The following is a 20,192-nucleotide window of genomic DNA, read 5'->3' on the forward strand; positions in this document are numbered from 1 at the left end:
TAATCTTCAAACTCGGAGAAGCACGATATGTGTGGTGTATTAGGTTTGGTTAGTCATGAGCCGGTCAATCAGATGTTGTATGATGGTTTGCAGATGTTGCAACACCGTGGTCAGGATGCAGCAGGTATTGTTACTGCCGAAGGCAATATATTTCATATGCACAAGGGCAAAGGCATGGTGCGCGAAGTGTTCCGTACCCGTAATATGCGCGACTTGGTCGGTAATGCAGGCATTGCACATGTCCGCTATCCGACTGCAGGCAATGCGAGCAGCAGCGCAGAAGCCCAGCCGTTTTATGTCAGCTCCCCATTCGGCATTGTTTTGGCACACAATGGTAATCTGACCAATACTGAAGAGCTCTATGAAAACGTATGCAACAAACACCTGCGCCACGTTAATACTAGCTCCGATTCTGAAGTCCTACTCAATGTATTCGCACACGAATTACGCCGCGAAGTCTCTAAAAATACAGCCCCTTATCAACTTACCATCGATAATATTTTCAACGCCGTTTCCGAAGTACACCGCTTGGTGCGCGGCGCATACGGTGTCGTAGCCATGATTGCAGGATACGGCATGCTGGCTTTCCGGGATCCTTTCGGTATCCGTCCATTGGTTTTGGGTTCGCAAATTGACGAATCCGGCAAAAAATCTTATGCCGTTGCCTCCGAATCCGTTGCCTTTAATGCACTTGCCTATGATTTGGAACGCGATATCCAGCCGGGCGAAGCCGTATTTATTGGTTTTGACGGCACGATTATTTCCCGTCAATGCAGCGATAAAGCCAAATTAAGCCCTTGTCTTTTTGAATATGTTTATTTTGCCCGCCCAGACTCCGTCATCGATGGCGTTTCCGTTTATCAGTCCCGTATGGATATGGGCGTATCTTTGGCAGAAAAAATCAAACGCGAGCTGCCTGTCGATGATATCGATGTCGTGATGCCGATTCCCGATACCAGCCGACCCAGCGCGATGGAGCTTGCCGTTCATCTCGAAAAACCTTACCGTGAAGGTCTGATTAAAAACCGCTACATCGGCCGCACCTTTATTATGCCCGGCCAAGCAACACGCAAAAAATCAGTGCGCCAAAAACTCAGCCCGATGGAAACCGAGTTTAACGGCAAAAGCGTTTTATTGGTGGATGACTCCATCGTGCGCGGTACGACTAGCCGTGAAATCGTTGAAATGGTACGCGCGGCAGGTGCACGCAAAGTCTACATTGCTTCTGCCGCTCCTGAAGTGCGCTATCCGAATGTGTACGGCATCGATATGCCGACCCGTGAAGAACTGATTGCAAACGGCCGCAGCGCAGCAGAAATCGCAGCCGAGATTGGCGCGGACGGCATCGTCTTCCAAAACTTAGAAGACTTGGAAGCAGTAGTCAAAGCACTCAATCCAAAAATCGAATCCTTTGATTCCTCATGCTTTAACGGTGTTTATCAAACCGGCGATATCGACGAAGCGTATCTAAACCGTCTCTCTACCGAAAAATCAGGTTGTGGCGGCTTGAAAGTACATCCAAGCAAAATGGAACACAGCATCAGTATCAGCGATAGCGATGATGAAGAATAAAGTAAATTGACTTACAATAAAGGCCGTCTGAAAATTAACGTTCAGACGGCCTTTAATTATGTTTTAGACACATCATGAGTACCGAAACCAAAAATTACATCACGCCTACCGGTTGGCAGGCATTGAAAGACGAACTGTATCACCTGGTCAACAAAGAACGCCCGGAAATCGTCCAAATCGTTAACTGGGCGGCAAGCAATGGAGACCGCAGTGAAAATGGCGACTATCTTTACGGCAAACGCCGTATGCGCGAAATCGACCGCCGTATTCGCTTCTTAACCAAACGCTTGGAAGCAGCCGTCGTCGTCGACCCTGAAGCGCGCGAAGCCACGGACCAGATTTTTTTTAGTGCAACCGTTGGTTTATTGCGCGGAGACGGTCGTGAACAAACCGTCAAAATCGTCGGCGTAGATGAAATCGATACCGCTAAAAACAAAATCTCATGGATTTCCCCTTTGGCGCGCAGCCTGATTAAAGCGCGCGAAGGGGATGAAGTTGTCTTGGATACACCGGAAGGACGCGAGATTATAGAGATTTTGTCGGTGGAATATATTAAGATTGACTGATTATGCGTGAATAAAGCGAATTAAACTACAAAAGGCCGTCTGAAAAATATACTTTCAGACGGCCTGAGACCTTTGCAAAAAAGTCCTTCCCCAGACAGCCGAAACCTAAACACAGATTTTCGGCTGTTTTGTTTCAAATATCCACTGATTCTACCCAAATACCCCCTTAATCCCTCTTGGATACCTGATTAATCAGGCACCCGGGCCACCTTTTAGGCAGCAACAGGCACACTTAGCCTGTTAGCGGCTTTCAATAGGTTCAAACACATCGCCTTCAGATGGCTTTGTGCGCTCACTTTGAGCATCCCGAAATAGGCTGCCCGGGCATAGCGGAACTTACGGTGCAGCGTACCGAAGCTCTGTTCGACCACATAACGGGGCTTCGATAAATGTCGGTTGCGTTTGGTTTGTGCTTCCGACAGCTGATGTTTGCGGTGGGCTTTGCGCATAATACCGTCCAATAACTGGTGTTCTTTCAGATGTTGCCGGTTTTCCTCACTGTCATAGCCTTTGTCGGCATAGACGGTCGTGCCTTCGGCAATGCCTTCCAGCAAAGGCAACAGGTGTTTGCACTCATGGGTATTGGCGGGAGTGATGTGCAGTTTCTCGATATAGCCTTCCTCATCGGTACGGGTATGTTGTTTGTAGCCGAGTTTGTAGAGACCGTTTTTCTTTATCCAGCGGGCATCTTTATCTTTACTCGGTGTGGTTTGGCCGCTGACTTGTCCTTCTTCATCGACTTCTATGGCCTGACGCTGTTTGCTACCGGCGGTCTGAATAATGGTGGCGTCAACGACAGCGGCGGATGCTTTTTCTACTTTTAGGTTTTTTTCAGCCAGTTGGCAGTTAATCAGTTCCAGCAGTCCGGACAGGGTGTTGTCTTGCGCCAGCCAGTTGCGGTAGCGGCATAAGGTGCTGTAATCGGGAATGCTCAGTTCGTCAAAACGACAAAACAGGTTGAAATCGATGCGGGTGATGAGGCTGTGTTCGAGTTCGGGATCGGAAAGGCTGTGCCATTGTCCGAGCAGGACGGCTTTGAACATGGACAACAGGGAATAGGCGGGACGGCCGCGGTGGTCTCGAAGGTAACGGGTTCTTTGACGATTCAGGTATTGTTCGATCGGCTGCCAATCAATCACCTGATCCAACTTCAATAGTGGGAAACGGTCGATGTGTTTGGCAATCATGGCTTGGGCGGTTTGCTGAAAGAAGGTGCTCATGGAAAATCCCCTAAATGTCTTGGTGTGAATTTAGGGGATTTTAGGGAATTTTGCAAAGGTCTCGGCCTTTAAAATGATTTCAAATAAAATCCTACATTTGCACCGAGCCGTTGACGGTCAGGCTGATTTCTTCCGAACCCGGAGAAGCCGGTACGCCATCTTCTATTCCTGCAGCCACTTCTGCGGCGGGGATTGCACGCAGCATTTTGGCGTGTGCAAAGTCACCGCCGACTTGGCGGTTGCCGATATGGCCCAGGTTGAGTTTGACGATTTTGTAGCTGGAGAAGCCGAGTGTTTGGGCGAGGTTTTGGGCGCGGTCTTTGAAGCGTAGGATGACGGCTTTGCTCAATTGGTCGACGGTTTCTTCGCGTTTTTCTTTGGATACGGAAAATGAGGAGTTTTCCAAAACGGCGATATTGATGCTGTCGGCAATCAGGCGGTTGAGTGCTTCAAAGTCTTTGCTTTCTACTTTGAAGTAGGCGTGTTCTTCCCAGACGGTTTGGGTACGTTTGCCGTTAGTGTATTGATAGCGTGGGGAGGCGTTGCGTTCCATCAGCTCGGCTTTAAATTTGCTGTTTTGGGAGATTTTGTTGAACTGGTTGAATTTCTTCATGAAGGCTTGGTTGACGGTTTGACGGTCTTTGCCTTCTGCGTTGACGCTGAAATATGCGGTCATGGTGTCCCGCGGTACTTCCATGTTAGCGGATTCGGAAAATTCAACGATGTTGTAGTTGAGGCTTTCTGCTGCTACGGGCAGGGAGGCGGCTAGCAGTAGGGCAATAAGGGCTGGACGGAGCATTTTGGTTTCCTTATAAGGGGATTTCAAAAAAGTAATTTAGCATGAAAGATGGAAATGTTGACTTTGGCAAGCGTAAGGATTTGTATGGACTGAGGCTGTCTGAAAAGAAGTTACTTTGTATCCATCAGGCCGACTTCATGGGGATTGAGGCGGGCGTTTTCTTCTTGGCCTAAGCCGATCAATTTCCGCAAGCGGGTCATGTAGGCGTTGACATCTAGGCCCCGTCCGTAGCGTTGCGCTTCCCAGATGGTTTCTGCCAAGGCTTCCATCATATCGTGTTCGGCTTTGACCCAGTCGCCGTTGTAACGGGCGCAAAGTTGTTGGTGGATGGCACGGATGCCCGGGGGCTGGTCGATGGCGCTTTGCTCTTGCAGGGAAAGGTGTAGCGACATGTGCAGGAATGGGTTGCTTTCGCCGTCTTCGGGCAGCCATTCTTTATCTAAATATTGTTCGATGTCTTCGAGATAGCGTCCGTATTCGGGATGGGCTTCGATAATGCGCAAAGCTTTTTGTTGCAGGCTGTCCAATTGGAGCGGTGCGAGCCTGTGTTGCCAGACGTGGGCAAAGAATCGGCGGACATCGTGGGTGTTTACGTCATACATGGTGGGTGTGATTTGATTTTGGGATATGTGATTATATAGCGATTGCGATAAAAAAGGCCGTCTGAAAAATATGTTTTCAGACGGCCTTTGTTTGCAGGGTTTAGCGGCGGTCGATGATTCGGTAATACACTTCGCCGTCTTGGACATAGCCCAATTCGACGCGGGCAATTTCGGCGATGGCCTCTTGTCCGTGTGCCAAGTCTTCAACTTCCGCATTGAGGAAATTGTTGCGCAAAGTGAGCGTTTGGTTTTTTTCCTCCTGACGGACGAGCTGCTCCTGCAATTCTTCCGTATGCCCGACGCTGCCTTTGCCAAACCAAAGGCTGTACTGACAGCACAAAAGTGCGAAGGTTAAAACAAAAGTCACCCACTTCATACAATCAATATCCTATATTTTGCTTATTTGCCCAGTTGGTAGAATGCGGCTTTGCCGGGGTAGTAGGCGGCTTCTGCCAATTCTTCTTCAATGCGCAGCAATTGGTTGTATTTCGCCATGCGGTCGGAGCGGGACAGGGAGCCGGTTTTGATTTGCATACAGTTGGTGGCAACTGCCAAGTCGGCAATGGTGCTGTCTTCTGTTTCGCCGGAACGGTGGCTCATTACGCTGGCGTAGCGGTTGCGTTTGGCCAAGTCGACGGCTTGCAGGGTTTCGCTCAATGTACCGATTTGGTTGACTTTGACCAGCAATGCGTTTGCCACGCCTTTTTCGATGCCTTCGGCCAAGATTTTTGGATTGGTTACGAACAAGTCGTCGCCGACCAATTGAACTTTTTTGCCCAATTTTTCGGTCAGCAGTTTCCAGCCTTCCCAGTCGTTTTCGTCCATACCGTCTTCGATGGAAATGATTGGGAATTCGTTAACCAGGCCTTCCAGGTATTCGGCAAATTCTGCGCTGGTGTAGGAGCGGCCTTCTGCTTCCAGGTGGTATTGGCCGTCTTTGTAGAACTCGCTGGATGCGCAGTCCAGGGCGAACAATACGTCTTCGCCTGCTTTGTAGCCGGCGGCTTCGGTGGCTTCCACCATCAATTGCAGGGCTTCTTTGTGGCTGTTCAGGTTGGGTGCGAAACCGCCTTCGTCGCCAACGGTAGTTGGGAAGCCTTTGCTATCGCACAGTTTTTTCAGCGCGTGGAAAATTTCGGCACCGCAACGCAGGGCTTCGCGGAAAGATTTTGCGCCGACAGGCATGATCATGAATTCTTGGATGTTCAGGCTGTTGTTGGCGTGTTCGCCGCCGTTGATTACGTTCATCATCGGAACCGGCAGAGCCATTGGGCCTGCGCCGCCCAAGTAACGGTACAGCGGCAGGCCTGCATCTTCAGCGGCCGCGCGTGCTACGGCCATGGAAACGGCCAAAGTGGCGTTGGCGCCCAAGTTGCCTTTGTTTTCAGTACCGTCCAATTCAATCATGATTTGGTCGATATAAGATTGTTCGCTGGCATCGATGCCGATGAGGGCTTGCGCGATTTGGTTGTTAACGTGGTCAACGGCTTTCAATACGCCTTTGCCCAAGTAACGGGATTTGTCGCCGTCACGCAATTCCAAAGCTTCTTTTTGACCGGTTGATGCGCCGCTTGGTACGGCTGCACGGCCCATGACGCCGGATTCCAACAATACGTCACACTCTACAGTAGGGTTGCCGCGAGAGTCTAAGATTTCGCGTGCAAAAATATCAACGATTGCGCTCATGAATATCTCCAAATAGGATGGTAAAAGAAAAGTAGCTTTGTTACGCTTCAGACGGCCTTGAGGATGATTGCCGAAGTCTGATGAATGCAGACATTATACCGTCTTTGCCGGGCATGGCATCGGCGTCGGTATGAAACCGACTGTAAGTTTGTTTCACGTCAATATCGGTCAAACAAACATAAGTTGTATAGTGTAACATTTTTTACCCTTTTTAGGGTGAAAAGCTGATTAAATCAGGCATAAGGCCGTCTGAAAACCAGATTAGCCTTCGCCTAAAATCATCGAACCTACGCCGTCATCGGTCAGCACTTCCAAGAGCAGGGCGTTGGGAACGCGGCCGTCTATGATGTGCGTGGCTTTAACGCCGCTTTTGGCGGCTTCGACGGCGGAGGCAATTTTAGGCAACATACCGCCGTACAGCGTGCCGTCTTCAATCAGTTCGTCAATGCGGCTTGGCGTCAGGGTGGTCAATAATTTGCCTTCTTTATCCAGTACGCCGGGAATATTGGTCATCATCAGCAGTTTTTCGGCTTGAAGTTTTTCTGCCAGTTTGCCGGCAACCAAGTCGGCATTGATGTTGAACGCTTCGCCGTTTTGGCCTACGCCGATGGGTGCGATGACCGGAATGCAGCCGCGTTCGACCAAGCCTTCCACCAACCGGGTATCGATGTCGGCCACGGTACCGACTTGGCCGATGTCCACGCCTTTTTGCTCGGGCGTGTCGATCAGGAGTTTTTCCGCTTTGATGAAGTGGTTGTCCCGGCCGGTAATGCCGACGGCGCGACCGCCGAAGGAGGTAATCATGGAAACGATTTCTTTATTGACGTGTCCGCCCAAAACCATTTCTACGATGTCCATGGTTTCGCTGTCGGTGACGCGCATGCCTTGAACAAATTCTCCTTTTTTGCCGACTTTTTCCAACATTTCATTGATTTGCGGACCGCCGCCGTGAACGATGACGGGATGCAGGCCGATCAGTTTGAGCAGGACGACATCGCGTGCGAATCCCTCTTTTAAGGCCGACTCGGTCATGGCGTTGCCGCCGTATTTGATGACGATGATGGAACCGGAAAAACGGCGGATATAAGGTAAAGATTCGGCAAGGACGCGCGCTTTGATCGCAGAGGAGACAGATTGTTGCTGGGTCATGGTTTCAACCTTGTTTCATGATTTCGGCCTTTATATTAATCCCAAAGGCCGTCTGAAACAATATTTCCAAGCGCTTGAAATCCTGTTAAATCAGTTAAATGGTTGAAACCAGCCTCATGCAAACGGTAAAATGACGGTTTGCTTCGGCCTCTTTGCCGATTACTAAGGATACCCATGATGAAAATCAGCACCCAATTCGATGCCGGTTCGGTCGTTGTCAAAGATTTGAGCAACCCTGCCGATATCCGCCTTGCCCTGCGTCCCGACAATGCTTCGGAGTTTGCTCAATGGTTTTACTTCCGTTTGCAGGGTGCGGCCTATCAAAACTGCGTGATGCATTTTGAAAATGCGGCGGACGCTGCGTATCCTTTGGGCTGGGAGGACTATCAGGCTTGCGCTTCTTACGACCGCCAAAATTGGTTCCGCGTGCCGACCAGCTATGAAAACGGCGTGTTGACCATCAACCATACGCCTTTGTCCAACAGCGTTTACTACGCTTATTTCGAACCTTATTCCAACGAGCAGCATTTGAACCTTTTGGGCGATGCTCAGGGCAGCGGTTTGTGCCGTATCGACGATTTGGGTAGTACCGTTCAAGGTCGCGATATCAATCTTCTGACCATCGGCAACCAAGTCGAAAGCGACATGAAAGTTTGGATTATCGCCCGTCAGCATCCGGGCGAAACCATGGCGGAATGGTTTGTCGAAGGTTTGCTGGGCCGCCTGCTTGATCCGCAAGATCCGACCGCGCGCATGCTGCTTGACCGTGCGACTTTTTACATTGTGCCGAATATGAATCCGGACGGTTCGGTTTTGGGCAACCTGCGCACCAATGCCGCCGGCGCCAACCTCAACCGCGAATGGGAAACCCCGACTTTGGAGCGAAGCCCCGAAGTCTTTACCGTCCGCGAAAAAATGATGGAAACCGGCGTGGATTTGTTCTTGGATATTCACGGCGATGAAGGTCTGCCGTTTGTCTTTGTGGCCGGTACCGAAGGCGTGCCGAACTACAACGAGCGTATCGAAGCCTTGGAAGACCAATTCAAACTGGCGTTGCTCAATGCCAGCCCCGATTTCCAAGACGATTACGGCTATGATAAAGATGCGCCGGGTCAGGCAAACATGACTTTGGCGACCAACTGGGTCGGCAATCATTTCAACTGCCTTGCCTATACTTTGGAAATGCCGTTTAAAGACAATGCCAACCTGCCGGACGACGATTTCGGCTGGAACGGCCAACGCTCGCTGCGCTTGGGCGAGGCAATGTTGTCTGCGATTTTGAATGTGGTTGACGATTTGCGTTAAACCATCCGACACCGCATACAGGCCGTCTGAAAGTTCAGGCTTTCAGACGGCCTTTGAGATAAGGAACACATATTATGATGATACATCCCCAGTTTGATCCGGTGCTGATCAGCATCGGCCCGCTTGCCATCCGCTGGTATGCCTTGAGCTATATCGTCGGCTTTATCCTGTTTACGATTTTGGGCCGCCGCCGTATAGCGCAGGGCAATTCTGTGTTTACCAAAGAAACACTCGACGATTTCCTGACTTGGGGTATCTTGGGTGTCATCTTGGGCGGCCGTATCGGCTACGTTTTGTTTTATAAATTTTCCGACTATCTGGCCAACCCGTTGGATATTTTCAAAGTTTGGGAAGGCGGTATGTCGTTTCACGGCGGCTTCTTGGGCGTGGTCGTTGCCATGTGGCTGTTTGGTCGCAAGCACAACATCAGTATCTTGAAACTGATGGATACCGTTGCGCCGCTCGTACCGCTGGGCTTGGCTTCCGGCCGTATCGGCAACTTTATCAACGGCGAACTTTGGGGACGCGTGACCGAACTCAATGCTTTCTGGGCGATGGGTTTCCCGCAAGCGCGTTATGAAGATGCAGAAGCTGCGGCGCACAATCCTTTGTGGGCCGAATGGCTGCAACAATACGGTATGCTGCCGCGCCATCCGTCTCAGCTTTACCAGTTTGCCCTTGAAGGTATTTGCCTGTTTGTCATCGTTTGGATTTTCTCGAAAAAACCACGTCCGGCCGGTCAAACAGCGGCATTGTTCTTGGGCGGTTACGGTTTGTTCCGCTTTATTGCCGAATTTGCCCGTCAGCCTGACGACTATCTTGGCCTGCTGACTTTGGGTTTGTCCATGGGTCAATGGTTGAGCGTGCCGATGATTGTATTGGGCGTGATTGGTTTTGTTTGGTTTGGCCGTAAAAACAGCGTTGCTAAAGCATAAATAAAACAAGAAATAAAGGCCGTCTGAAGAGGTTTTCAGACGGCTTTTTTATCGCTTCAAGCAGACGGATTTTGGATTTAACCGAAAAAGCCCATTTTGACTTGAATGAGTTTTTCCAACTCCGGCAGGACGCGGCGGCGTGAGACGAAGAAGATAATGTGGTCGCCGTCTTGCAGGATGGTTTCTGTGTGGTGTCCCATGATGACTTCGCCGGTTGCGCCGCGGACGATGGCGGCGATGTGGCAGTCGCTTGGCCATTTGATGCCGCTGATGCGGCGGCCGACGATGGCGGAAGTGTTTTTGTCGCCGTGTACCACCACTTCGATGGCTTCGGCCGTACCGCGGCGCAAAGGATGGACGGCAACGATGTCGCCGCGGCGGATGTGGGCGAGAATGGAGCCGATGGTGATCAGATGAGGGGAAACAACGATATCGATTTTGTTACCTTCGAGCAAATCTACGTAGCTTGAGCGGTTGACGATGGTGATCACGCGTTTGGCACCAAGATTTTTCGCCAACAGGCTGGACATGATGTTGTTTTCGTCGTCGTTGGTCAGCGCGCAGAAGACGTCGATTTCGTCGATGTATTCTTCGTCCAGCAGGGTTTCGTCAGTAGCGGAACCTTGCAGGACGAGGGTGTTGTCCAGATTCTCGGCTAGCCATTCGGCGCGGTGGGGTTTGTATTCGATGATTTTGATGTCGTATTTGGATTCGAGTTGCTTGGCGAGGCGGTAGCCGATGTTACCGCCGCCGGCAATCATGATGCGGCGGGTACGCGCTTCTTTGGGGCGCAGTTCGCGCATGATGATGTTGACGCTGCTGATGTCGGCGGTAAAAAGTACCTCGTCACCTTCGATGATGACGGTTTGCGGCGTGGGGACAATAAGGCGGTTGTTGCGGTATATGGCACAGATTTGGCAGTCCGCGCCTTCGGGGAGATGTTGGTTGATGTCGGCAATTTCACGGCTGATCAGCAAACCGCCTTTGCGGGCTTGAACAATCACCATGCGGACTTGGTCGTTGGCAAAGCTGAGTACCTGTAATGCGCTGGTGTAGCTGAGAAGGCCGACAAGTTGTTCGGTAACTAGCTGTTCGGGGCTGATGGTTTCGGTAATGCCGAAGATGTTGAGGCTGCCTTCTTCGGGGTTGTCGCTGCCGGCAACCGGATATTCGAGGTATTCGCTTGAGCGCACGCGTGCGATGCGGCTGGGGATGTTGAATAGGTCAGCGGCGATTTTGGAGGCGACAATGTTGGTTTCGTCGCTGCGGGTCAGGGCAAGCAGGAGGTCGGAGTCCGCCGCGCCTGCCTGTTCAAGGGTAAAGGGCGATGCGCCGTTGCCGACGATGGTTTGGACATCGAGGCGGCTGCTGATGCGGTTGAGCGCTTTTTCATCGATGTCGATGATGGTAACGTCGTTGCTGGGAACGGAGGCGAGGTTTTGGGCGACGGTCGAGCCGACTTGGCCGCTGCCGAGAATAAGTATTTTCACGGTAATCGAGTGTGTTCGGTAAAAATGAAATTGTAACAAAAGGCCGTCTGAAATTGGAGTTTCAGACGGCCTGATTTTTCAATCGGCTAAAGGATTACCAATAGCCCAAGGCTTTCCACCACAAGATGCCGACAGTGCTGAAAATCAGAATTTCGACCACGCTCATGATGAAGCCGGCTTTCCACCATTCGGTCATGTTGACGTAGTTCGAGCCGTAAATGACAGGTGCAGAACCGGTGGCGTAGTGGGTCAGTGACATCATGATGCCGGTAGCGGCTGCCATAATCAGGGCAAACAGCATCGGTGGTGCGCCCAAGGCCAAGCCTGCGCCGTAGAATGCGCCGAACATGGCGGTAACGTGTGCCGTGCCGCTGGCGAAAACGTAGTGGGCGTAGAGGTAGGCAAGCATCAACAGGGCACAACCGGCTTCCCAACCCAAACCCATATGGGCGATACCGCTTTGCATGGAGTCGGACAACCAACTGATGAGGCCCAGTTTGTTGAGGAAGTTTGCCATCATAACCAAGGCAGCAAACCAAACAATGGTGTCCCACGCGCTTTTTTCTTTTAGCGCGTCGTCCCAAGTCAGTACGCCGGTCAAAAGACACAGGCTCAAGCCGAGGAAGGTGGTGGCAGTAGCGTCAACTTTCACGCCGAACAGCATCTCGGGAATACCCGCCCACAACAGCAGCAGAACCAGGAAAATGCCCAGCATGATTTTTTCTTCACGCTTCATCGGCCCCATGGCAGCCAAATGCTCTTTTGCCAATGCAGTGGCGTTAGGGGTTTGTTTGATTTCAGGCGGATACAGGAAATACAACACCAGTGGCATCAGCAACATAGCAAGCAGGCCGGGTACGACCATTGCCAAGAACCAAGTACCCCAAGAGAGTTGGATTTGCGCATTGGTGGCTTTGGCAACCAATTCGACTACCAGCGGATTAGGTGCGGTGGCAGTGATAAAAATCAGACAGGTAATCACGTTGGAGTGGAAGTTGACCAGTGAAAGGTATTTACCGATTTTGCCTTCCGTACCCTTTTCAGGGTCGGAGTCGAAGCTTAAGGCAATGGATTTCATAATCGGATGCACGATGGCGCCGCCGCGCGCGGTATTACTCGGCGTTACCGGACCAATGACCAAGTCGGCCAAAGCCAAGCTGTAACCTACGCCCAGCGTGCGTTTGCCGAAGAGGGAGATCAGCAGGTAGCCGATACGCATACCCAAGCCGGTTTTCAACAGGCCGCGCGAGATGATGATGGCGATACCGATCATCCAGATGAGCGAGTTGTTGAGGCTGCTCAGAGCGTCTTTGGTTGCGTCGGAGGCTTTTTCGTTGGTCACACCGGTCAGTGCAACCAAGGTAATGCCCAAAATCGCCATTGCGCCGATAGGCATGGCTTTGCCGATGATGCCGGCAATGATGCCGACAAACAATGCCAAAAGATGCCATGCGTCAGGCGATACGCCTTGAGGAACGGGGATAACGAACCAGATAAGCAGCGTCAGCACAAGTGCAACCGCAGCAGGAATTGGCTTGAAGCCCATGTTGAATCTCCTAATTTGAGGATTAAAGTATTGGGAAATCTGTTTTCAGACGGCCTGAGTGTTGCTGAAGCCTGTCTGAACGTATTTTGGTAGGTTCGGAAGGTATTTTTCTTATTGGGTTTTTCTTCAATCTTGGAAAGAAGAGAAAGGGAGTCGGGTATCGTTTTTCAGACGGCCTTTACAGTAACAGGCCGTCTGAAAACAACGCCGTTTTACTCCTGTTCTTGCGGCAGGCCGTACTCTTCGGGGAAGGTACGCAGCGAGCTTTGCAACACGGTAACCGCGCCGTCAATCAAACCGCAACGGCCGCTTCGTGGCAACAGTTGGCACAGGCTTTGCAGGGCGCGCAGGTCGTCGGGAGTGCCGATGCCGGTGTCCACGCGGTTGAGCAGGCGGGAAAGCTGGAATGTGCCGCCTTTACACGGCGGGCATTGACCGCATGAGTTGGAAGCAAAAAATTCCACATACTCGGCCACTTTACGCACCACGCTGGTGCCTTCGGAAATCACAATCATCGCGCCGGTACCGAGGCTGGATTTGCGTTCGCGTACGGAAACGAAGTCCAAAGGCACATCCAAATCTTTTACGGTCAAAAGCGTGTTTGACGGGCCGCCGGTAAATACGGCTTTAAACGTACGGCCTTCGAGCATACCGCCGCCGTGATCGTAAATCAGTGATTGCAGGGTTGTGCCCATCGGCAGTTCGTACAGGCCTGGATTCAATACGTCGCCGGAGAGCGAGTAGAGTTTTGTACCGGCCGCATCGCCCAAACCCAAAGATTTGTACCATTCCGCGCCTTTGGCAAGGATTTGCGGAATATTGGCGAAAGTTTCGGTGTTGTTGATAAGGGTCGGCTCACCGTTGACACCGCTTTCGGCTGGGAAAGGCGGCTTGCGGCGGGGGAAGGGGAAACCGCCTTCCAGCCATGAAATCACGGCGGTTTCTTCGCCGCCGATGTAGCGGCCTGAAGTTTCGATCAATTTCAGGTCCAAAGGTTTGCCCAAGTAGTTTTCGATGCGGATAAACAAATCGCTGTTTTTCCATTGCTCGATGGCCGGTGTGATGGAAGTGATGGATTCGGTTTGATGAGGGTTGACGTACAGAATCGCTTTGTTGGCACGACAGGCAACGGCGGCAATCAGAACTCCTTCGATGACTTGGTGCGGTGTATTTGCCAGCAGTACACGGTCTTTAAATGTACCCGGTTCGTCTTCGTTGGCATTGCAGACAACGTATTTGTCGCCATTTTTGCTTTGGGCGGCAACGGCGGCCTCCCATTTGCGCCAAGTCGGGAAACCTGCACCGCCCATACCGCAAAGATTGGCATCTTGCAGTTTGGAAACAATGCTTTGAGGATCGGCAAGCGCAGCCAGCAGGCCTTCGCCGCCGCCGACTTTGCGCCACGCGGCTAAATCCGCGCCGACTTGGCGGGAAGGATGCAGTAAGTTTTGATTGGCTTGATTCATGATTGTTGCTCCTGCAAACCGGCGTGTTCGCGCAAATCGAATTTGCCGTAGTCGGGATATAAAACGGGGGCTTTGATGTCGCTGGTCAGACCGGCGCGGGTCATTTCGCGTTGCAGATCGTGGACGTGTCCGACACCGCCGCGTACTTTTTTCAGCGGCAGGCCGCAATTTGCCGCGGCTTTACCGGCACGGCGGCCGAAGCTGATGATGTCCAAAAGCGCATTGCCCATCAGACGGTTGCGGCCGTGAATGCCGCCGGTTACTTCGCCGGCGCAATAGAGGCCTTCGACGCAGGTCGCGCCGTCACCGTTGATTTCGATACCGCCGTTTTGATAGTGCAGGGTCGGATGAATCATGACCGGCTCAACGGCAGGATCAATACCGCATTTGTGGGCGACGTGGCCGAGTGTTACCAAACGGTTCAATACATCGGGGTCGTTGGCAATCAGGCGCGGGGTATCGAGGAATACGCCGACTTGACCGTCGCGCACCACGCCGCGGCCTTCGCGGCATTCGCGCAGAATCGCGGCGGCAACGACGTCGCGCGGCTGCAATTCGTCAACGAAACGCTCGCCCAAACCGTTGACCAGTTTGGTACCTGCAGAGCGGACGGCTTCGGAAATCAGCGCGCCTGCCAAGTGCGGCGGATGGGCGACGCCGGTCGGGTGGTATTGGAAAGAGTCGACATCGCGCAGTTTCGCGCCGATGCGGTAAGCCATCACCAGGCCGTCTGCAGTCGCGCCATAGTGGTTGGATGTGGCGAAACCTTGCAAATGCAGCCGTCCGCTGCCGCCGGTTGCCAAGACCACGGCTTTGGCGTGAACCAATACCAAAGAGCGTTTTTCCAAATCGTACAAAATCGCGCCGACGCAGCGGCCGTGTTCGTCTGATAATAATTCGATGGCGGGGTGGCGGTTGAGCTGAGTGATGTTTTCGTCGAGTTCGACCGCCTCGCGCAGCACGCGCATCATTTCGAGGCCTGTGAAGTCGCGGTAGCTCAGGATGCGCGGCACGGTCGTACCACCTGCACGCTTGCGGCTTAACATTCCGTTGTTGTCTGCACCTTTAGCCAAGTCAAAAGTCATGCCCAAGCCAATCAGCCAACGAATGGCGGACGGCGCATCGGTAACCATTTGCGCCACCAATTCTTTTTTGCCGACGTTGTGGCCGCCTTTGATGGTGTCGTCAAAGTGTTGTTGCAGGCTGTCTTCTGCGCCGACTGCTGCTTGAATGCCGCCTTCGGCCATCACGGTATTGCTGTCGCCGATACGCAGTTTGTTCGCCATGATGACGCGTGCGCCGGCTTCAGTCGCAGACAATGCCGCCGCCGCACCTGCACCGCCGCCGCCAATTACCAATACGTCAGTGTTCAAGTGTTCTGCGCCTGATAAATTATAGTCGTCAATCAGAGGCTGACTGATTAAGAGTTTGGCCAAATCAGGATGGCAGTAATCGCCTTGGTTTGGACCGATAGGCAGTTTCACACGCGCATTTGCCTGATAGTCAGGGTGAAATTGGCTTAGTAATTCGTTTTTTTCAGGTAAATCGCCACGCAGTTCCAATGAGGAAGAGCGCAGGTTGGCAAGGGCGGTTTCGTAGTCTATGCCTTGGATTTTGTTAACCATTACACTGACTCCTCTTCAAATTCGACTTTCATTTTGCCGCTGTCGATTTCGCGCAGGCGGCGCATCAAATCTACAGGGCGCAACGTACGCGCCGCTTTCATACGGCGGGCGAACAAGCCCAAGTGGTTCGGACGGATGTGTTCGGGGCAGGAGAGGGTGCAGAGGTTGCACATCACACATTGGTCGAAGGTCAGCGCAGCCGCGCCGAAATCGCCGGAAACTACCTGCGCTACGCCGTTTTCCACTTGCAAACCTTTAGGACAGGCGCGATTGCAGCCGCCGCAATGACGGCAGTTTTGTGCTTCAGGGAAAGCTTTGGCGGTATCGTCCAACCAGTTCCAACCGTCACCAATCTCGCCGACGTCGTAATATTGGATGTGCTCTGGAATAAAGTAATCCAAGAAGCTGACCTGCATACCTTCTTCGACTTTGGTCTCGCATGCCAGTGCGGTGGTGACTTCACGCTCACCTTCTTTACGAATCATACAGCGGCAGGAACCGCATACGCCTTGACCCATACAGCCGACATTGGCAGTAATCGCATTGCCTGAACGTGCATAGGCTTGGATGATTGACGAATCAACGGAAGCTTTGACTTCGTGGCCGTCTATGGTCAGGGTTAACAAATTTTCACTCATGGTTTGTTCCTGTGAAATTGGAAGTTGAAATAGTGGGTAATTTGATTAATTGTATTTTTATTACATCTATTGTGTGCGTGGAAATATCCAAGTGATTTACTCAGAAATTCTTTTAAAATCAATATTTATCTTTATAAGTCGAAGTGTATCAGAATTTAGTGGTTTTGAAGATAGGAGCAATCTAAGGTTTCATAGAGGAAAGATTGTAAACAAAATTTGCTTATTATTTAGGCTAATTTCATCATTTATATTTGATTTAAAAGGTAAAATAAAATTACTTTTTTATTATAAATTTTAAAATATTTGTATATTTACTAGTAAAAATCATTATTATATGTTAGACAATTTTGCATAGATTGTTGTATATATTGAATAATATTTGGGTATGTGAGCAAGTGAAAAGACTGTTATAAAATTTCATAAAATCAAACAAGTTTGATATCAGTCAAGAGGATTGAGGGAGAAAATGACACAGATTTTACAATTATGTATTGTATTGGAAAATAAGAAAGGCCGTCTGAAATTTAGGTTATTCCCTTTTAAATACAGGCTACTAAATTTCTTTCTCAGATGCTTAAGGCAAATATTTCAGACGGCCTTGCAATTAGAATATCATTTAAAAATAATGTAATTTTATTTCTATGTAAGTGAATGGTCAGTAGATATAGATTATCAATAACCAAGTGATTTAATGCGATATTAAATTTTATTTAAATCAATAAGGTATGAAAATGATATTGTCTGGGTCATTCATTTGAAAGCACTATTACACTATTGAAGGCCGTCTGAAAAAATCGGTCTCTTAAGAAATAAACAAATCCTCCCTACCATGACGCCGAAAAGGAACACAATCATGACCGTCATCAAGCAAGAAGACTTTATCCAAAGTATTTTCGATGCTTTCCAATTCATCAGCTACTACCATCCTAAAGACTACATCCAGGCTTTGTATAAGGCTTATCAAAAAGAAGAAAACCCTGCCGCCAAAGATGCGATGGCGCAGATTTTGGTCAATAGCCGTATGTGTGCCGAAGGCCATCGTCCGATTTGTCAGGATACCGGTATTGCAACCGTATTCTTGAAAGTGGGCATGGATGTACAGTGGGATGCCGAGATGAGCGTACAGGAAATGGTTAACGAAGGCGTACGCCGTGCGTACACCTATCCTGACAACAAACTGCGCGCCTCCGTCTTGGCCGATCCGGCTGGTAAGCGTCAAAATACCAAAGACAACACGCCTGCCGTTGTACACATGGAAATCGTAAAAGGCAACAAAGTCGAAGTCACTTGCGCAGCCAAAGGTGGCGGTTCTGAAAACAAAACCAAAGTTGCCATGCTCAACCCTTCAGACAATATCGTTGATTGGGTATTGAAAACCGTTCCTCAAATGGGTGCAGGCTGGTGTCCTCCGGGCATCTTGGGTATCGGCATCGGCGGTACGCCTGAAAAAGCAGTGTTGATGGCCAAAGAAAGCCTGATGAGCCATATCGATATTCAGGAACTCAAAGAAAAAGCCGATTCAGGTGCAGAATTATCTACAACCGAAGCCCTGCGCTTGGAACTCTACAAAAAAGTAAATGCCTTGGGTATCGGCGCACAAGGTTTGGGCGGTTTGAGCACCGTGCTGGATGTCAAAATCCTTGACTACCCAACCCACGCGGCTTCCAAACCGATTGCCATGATTCCAAACTGCGCAGCTACCCGCCACATCGAATTTGAATTGGACGGCTCAGGCCCGGCCAAACTGGAAGCCCCGTCTTTGGAAGACTGGCCGGATTTGACTTACAGCCCTGACAACGGCAAACGTGTCGATGTCAATAATCTGACCAAAGAAGAAGTGGCTACATGGAAAACCGGCGACGTGTTGTTGTTGAACGGTAAAATCCTGACCGGCCGCGATGCCGCACACAAACGTCTGGTTGACATGCTCAATAAAGGCGAAGAGTTGCCGGTGGATTTCACCAACAAACTGATTTACTACGTCGGCCCGGTTGATCCAGTCCGCGACGAAGTTGTTGGTCCGGCAGGTCCGACCACCTCCACCCGTATGGATAAATTTACCCGCCAAATGCTGGAACAAACCGGCCTCTTGGGTATGATCGGTAAATCCGAACGCGGCGCAGCAACTTGCCAAGCCATTGCCGATAACAAAGCTGTTTACCTGATGGCTGTCGGCGGCGCGGCATATCTGGTTGCCAAAGCCATTAAAGCATCTAAAGTCTTGGCGTTCCCAGAATTGGGTATGGAAGCGATTTATGAATTTGAAGTCAAAGACATGCCTGTGACCGTTGCGGTGGATAGCAACGGCGAATCGGTTCACGCCATTGCACCAAAACAATGGCAGGCCAAAATCGGTATTATTCCGGTTGAAGCTTGATATTTGACTGAATAATCAAAGGCCGTCTGAACGATTTCAGACGGCCTTTTTTTGCTTACAAATAATTTAAATGTTTTCAAACGAGTAAATTTCCTTTTCTAAAAAGCACTTGTCAAAATCAGCGTTTGAAACTAAAATTCACAGCTTATCGAGTCGGAGTGTGGCGCAGTCTGGTAGCGCACTTGCATGGGGTGCAAGGGGTCGAAGGTTCGAATCCTTTCACTCCGACCAAAAAATTGGAAAGAGCCGTTTTAAAAACGGCTCTTTTTTCGTTTGGATGATTTATCTGAATAATGTGTCCAAATAGATTTTAAAACTTAATACCAATGCCGTCTGAAACAAAACCTGCTTTCTCAAAGCAGGTTTTGTTGTTTCTAAAGCAGGGCTATTCGGCACTATCTTTTAGCGTATCTCTATAAGTATAAAGATAAGATGCGCCGACAAAGGATGCGCCACCGACGACATTGCCCAAGAATACGGGAATCATGTTGAAGAAAAATTGCCCCCATGTGATGTTTGCGCCTGCCAAAATACCCGCTGGGATAACGAACATATTGGCGACAAGGTGTTGGAAGCCGTTTAATACGAAAATCATGACGGGGAACCAAATGGCCAGCATCCGTCCGGTTGTGTTTTTAGCGGCAAAGTGCAACCACGCGCCCATGCAGACCATCCAGTTACATGCTACTGCCGATACGAAAGCGCGGCCGAAATCCATATGGACTTTTGCTTCCGCCACGACAATGGTTTTTTCTGCCACGCTGCCTTCAATCATACCGACATAGTATCCGAGGAAAAAAGCCATTGCCAGCGTGCCCACCAAATTGCCCATGCAGACGATAACCCAGTTGCGCAGTAGCATTTTGGAGGAAATCCGTCCGGCCAATCTTCCTAAAGACATGATCATCATGTTGCTGGTTACCAGTTCGCCGCCGCCAAGTAGGATACAAATCAAGGCGATAGGGAACACGGCTGCGCCGAGTAAAGTGGCAACACCGCCCCATTCGTGCGGAATGCCGCTGACTACTTTTAAATAGGCAAGATAACCGAAACCAATGTATCCGCCGGCTAAAACGCTCAAGATTACCAGTGTAGGGATGCTGGATTGTGCTTTGGCGCAGCTTTTGTCGAGAACAACCTGTAAAATTTCCTGTGGGTATAAATCGCGCGAAGCCATGATGTTCCTTAAAGTAGGTTGAGGAGGAAACGCCGTTTC

At 50.5% G+C, this 20,192-nt stretch carries 17 protein-coding genes and 1 tRNA gene; 6 read left to right on the forward strand and 12 right to left on the reverse strand.

Features of this window, described 5'->3' with window-relative positions; all coding sequences use genetic code 11:
* Positions 1-27 precede the first annotated feature (27 nt).
* Both purF and greB read left to right on the forward strand, forming a co-directional pair.
* A complete protein-coding gene (gene purF, locus DBY97_RS04350) occupies positions 28-1,572 on the forward strand; it encodes an amidophosphoribosyltransferase (RefSeq protein ID WP_107857571.1) in 1,545 nt (514 codons plus the stop codon).
* A gap of 74 nt (positions 1,573-1,646) precedes the next feature.
* Entirely contained in the window at positions 1,647-2,138 is a 492-nt protein-coding gene (gene greB, locus DBY97_RS04355) for a transcription elongation factor GreB (protein ID WP_070608176.1), read from the forward strand.
* Between the two features lie 212 nt (positions 2,139-2,350).
* Here greB and DBY97_RS04365 read toward each other — a convergent pair whose 3' ends face one another.
* The 6 genes from DBY97_RS04365 to argB all read right to left on the reverse strand — a co-directional run bounded on the left by DBY97_RS04365 (position 2,351) and on the right by argB (position 7,594).
* Positions 2,351-3,358 carry an IS5 family transposase gene (locus tag DBY97_RS04365; protein ID WP_107857572.1) on the reverse strand — a complete coding sequence of 336 codons (1,008 nt, stop codon included), beginning with the start codon at positions 3,356-3,358 and terminating at the stop codon, positions 2,351-2,353.
* Positions 3,359-3,449: 91 nt separating this feature from the next.
* Positions 3,450-4,157 carry an SIMPL domain-containing protein gene (locus DBY97_RS04370; protein WP_107857573.1) on the reverse strand — a complete coding sequence of 236 codons (708 nt, stop codon included), beginning with the start codon at positions 4,155-4,157 and terminating at the stop codon, positions 3,450-3,452.
* Positions 4,158-4,267: 110 nt separating this feature from the next.
* On the reverse strand, positions 4,268-4,759 hold the full coding sequence (locus DBY97_RS04375; RefSeq protein ID WP_107857574.1) for a DUF1841 family protein: 492 nt from the start codon (positions 4,757-4,759) through the stop codon (positions 4,268-4,270).
* Positions 4,760-4,859: 100 nt separating this feature from the next.
* Positions 4,860-5,135 (reverse strand): cell division protein FtsB, encoded by a 276-nt coding sequence (gene ftsB / locus DBY97_RS04380; protein WP_003679613.1) that lies wholly within the window; start codon positions 5,133-5,135, stop codon positions 4,860-4,862.
* A 23-nt stretch (positions 5,136-5,158) separates the two neighbouring features.
* Positions 5,159-6,445: a phosphopyruvate hydratase gene (eno, locus tag DBY97_RS04385; RefSeq protein WP_003746198.1), complete on the reverse strand. Its 1,287-nt coding sequence runs from the start codon at positions 6,443-6,445 to the stop codon at positions 5,159-5,161.
* Between the two features lie 261 nt (positions 6,446-6,706).
* On the reverse strand, positions 6,707-7,594 hold the full coding sequence (argB, locus tag DBY97_RS04390; RefSeq protein ID WP_049323441.1) for an acetylglutamate kinase: 888 nt from the start codon (positions 7,592-7,594) through the stop codon (positions 6,707-6,709).
* A gap of 174 nt (positions 7,595-7,768) precedes the next feature.
* Here argB and DBY97_RS04395 point away from each other — a divergent pair, with 174 nt between their 5' ends.
* Both DBY97_RS04395 and lgt read left to right on the forward strand, forming a co-directional pair.
* Positions 7,769-8,899 carry a M14 family metallopeptidase gene (locus DBY97_RS04395; RefSeq protein ID WP_107857575.1) on the forward strand — a complete coding sequence of 377 codons (1,131 nt, stop codon included), beginning with the start codon at positions 7,769-7,771 and terminating at the stop codon, positions 8,897-8,899.
* Between the two features lie 74 nt (positions 8,900-8,973).
* Complete coding sequence (lgt, locus tag DBY97_RS04400) at positions 8,974-9,834, forward strand: prolipoprotein diacylglyceryl transferase (RefSeq protein ID WP_003746206.1); 861 nt, start codon at positions 8,974-8,976, stop codon at positions 9,832-9,834.
* A gap of 77 nt (positions 9,835-9,911) precedes the next feature.
* Here lgt and trkA read toward each other — a convergent pair whose 3' ends face one another.
* From trkA to DBY97_RS04425, 5 genes are all read right to left on the reverse strand, one after another.
* Positions 9,912-11,324, reverse strand: coding sequence for a Trk system potassium transporter TrkA (trkA, locus tag DBY97_RS04405; RefSeq protein WP_107857576.1), 1,413 nt, complete (start codon positions 11,322-11,324; stop codon positions 9,912-9,914).
* Between the two features lie 94 nt (positions 11,325-11,418).
* Positions 11,419-12,870 (reverse strand): DASS family sodium-coupled anion symporter, encoded by a 1,452-nt coding sequence (locus tag DBY97_RS04410; RefSeq protein WP_107857577.1) that lies wholly within the window; start codon positions 12,868-12,870, stop codon positions 11,419-11,421.
* 212 nt (positions 12,871-13,082) lie between these two features.
* Positions 13,083-14,336 (reverse strand): complex I 51 kDa subunit family protein, encoded by a 1,254-nt coding sequence (locus DBY97_RS04415; RefSeq protein WP_107857578.1) that lies wholly within the window; start codon positions 14,334-14,336, stop codon positions 13,083-13,085.
* Complete coding sequence (locus DBY97_RS04420) at positions 14,333-15,961, reverse strand: FAD-binding protein (RefSeq protein WP_070826841.1); 1,629 nt, start codon at positions 15,959-15,961, stop codon at positions 14,333-14,335. The genes DBY97_RS04415 and DBY97_RS04420 overlap by 4 nt, the downstream gene beginning before the upstream one ends.
* The gene (locus DBY97_RS04425; protein ID WP_070826843.1) at positions 15,961-16,599 is read right to left on the reverse strand and encodes a 4Fe-4S dicluster domain-containing protein; all 639 of its coding nucleotides are present in this window, start codon (positions 16,597-16,599) and stop codon (positions 15,961-15,963) included. The genes DBY97_RS04420 and DBY97_RS04425 overlap by 1 nt, the downstream gene beginning before the upstream one ends.
* An 853-nt stretch (positions 16,600-17,452) precedes the next feature.
* Here DBY97_RS04425 and DBY97_RS04430 point away from each other — a divergent pair.
* Positions 17,453-18,976, forward strand: a complete 1,524-nt coding sequence (locus DBY97_RS04430) for a fumarate hydratase (protein WP_107857579.1) — start codon at positions 17,453-17,455, stop codon at positions 18,974-18,976.
* A 154-nt stretch (positions 18,977-19,130) separates the two neighbouring features.
* Positions 19,131-19,207, forward strand: a tRNA-Pro gene (locus tag DBY97_RS04435).
* 154 nt (positions 19,208-19,361) lie between these two features.
* Here DBY97_RS04435 and DBY97_RS04440 read toward each other — a convergent pair.
* Positions 19,362-20,153, reverse strand: coding sequence for a formate/nitrite transporter family protein (locus DBY97_RS04440; RefSeq protein WP_107857580.1), 792 nt, complete (start codon positions 20,151-20,153; stop codon positions 19,362-19,364).
* Between the last annotated feature and the right edge of the window lie 39 nt (positions 20,154-20,192).

Source organism: Neisseria subflava (assembly GCF_003044645.1).
Classification (GTDB): domain Bacteria; phylum Pseudomonadota; class Gammaproteobacteria; order Burkholderiales; family Neisseriaceae; genus Neisseria; species Neisseria subflava_B.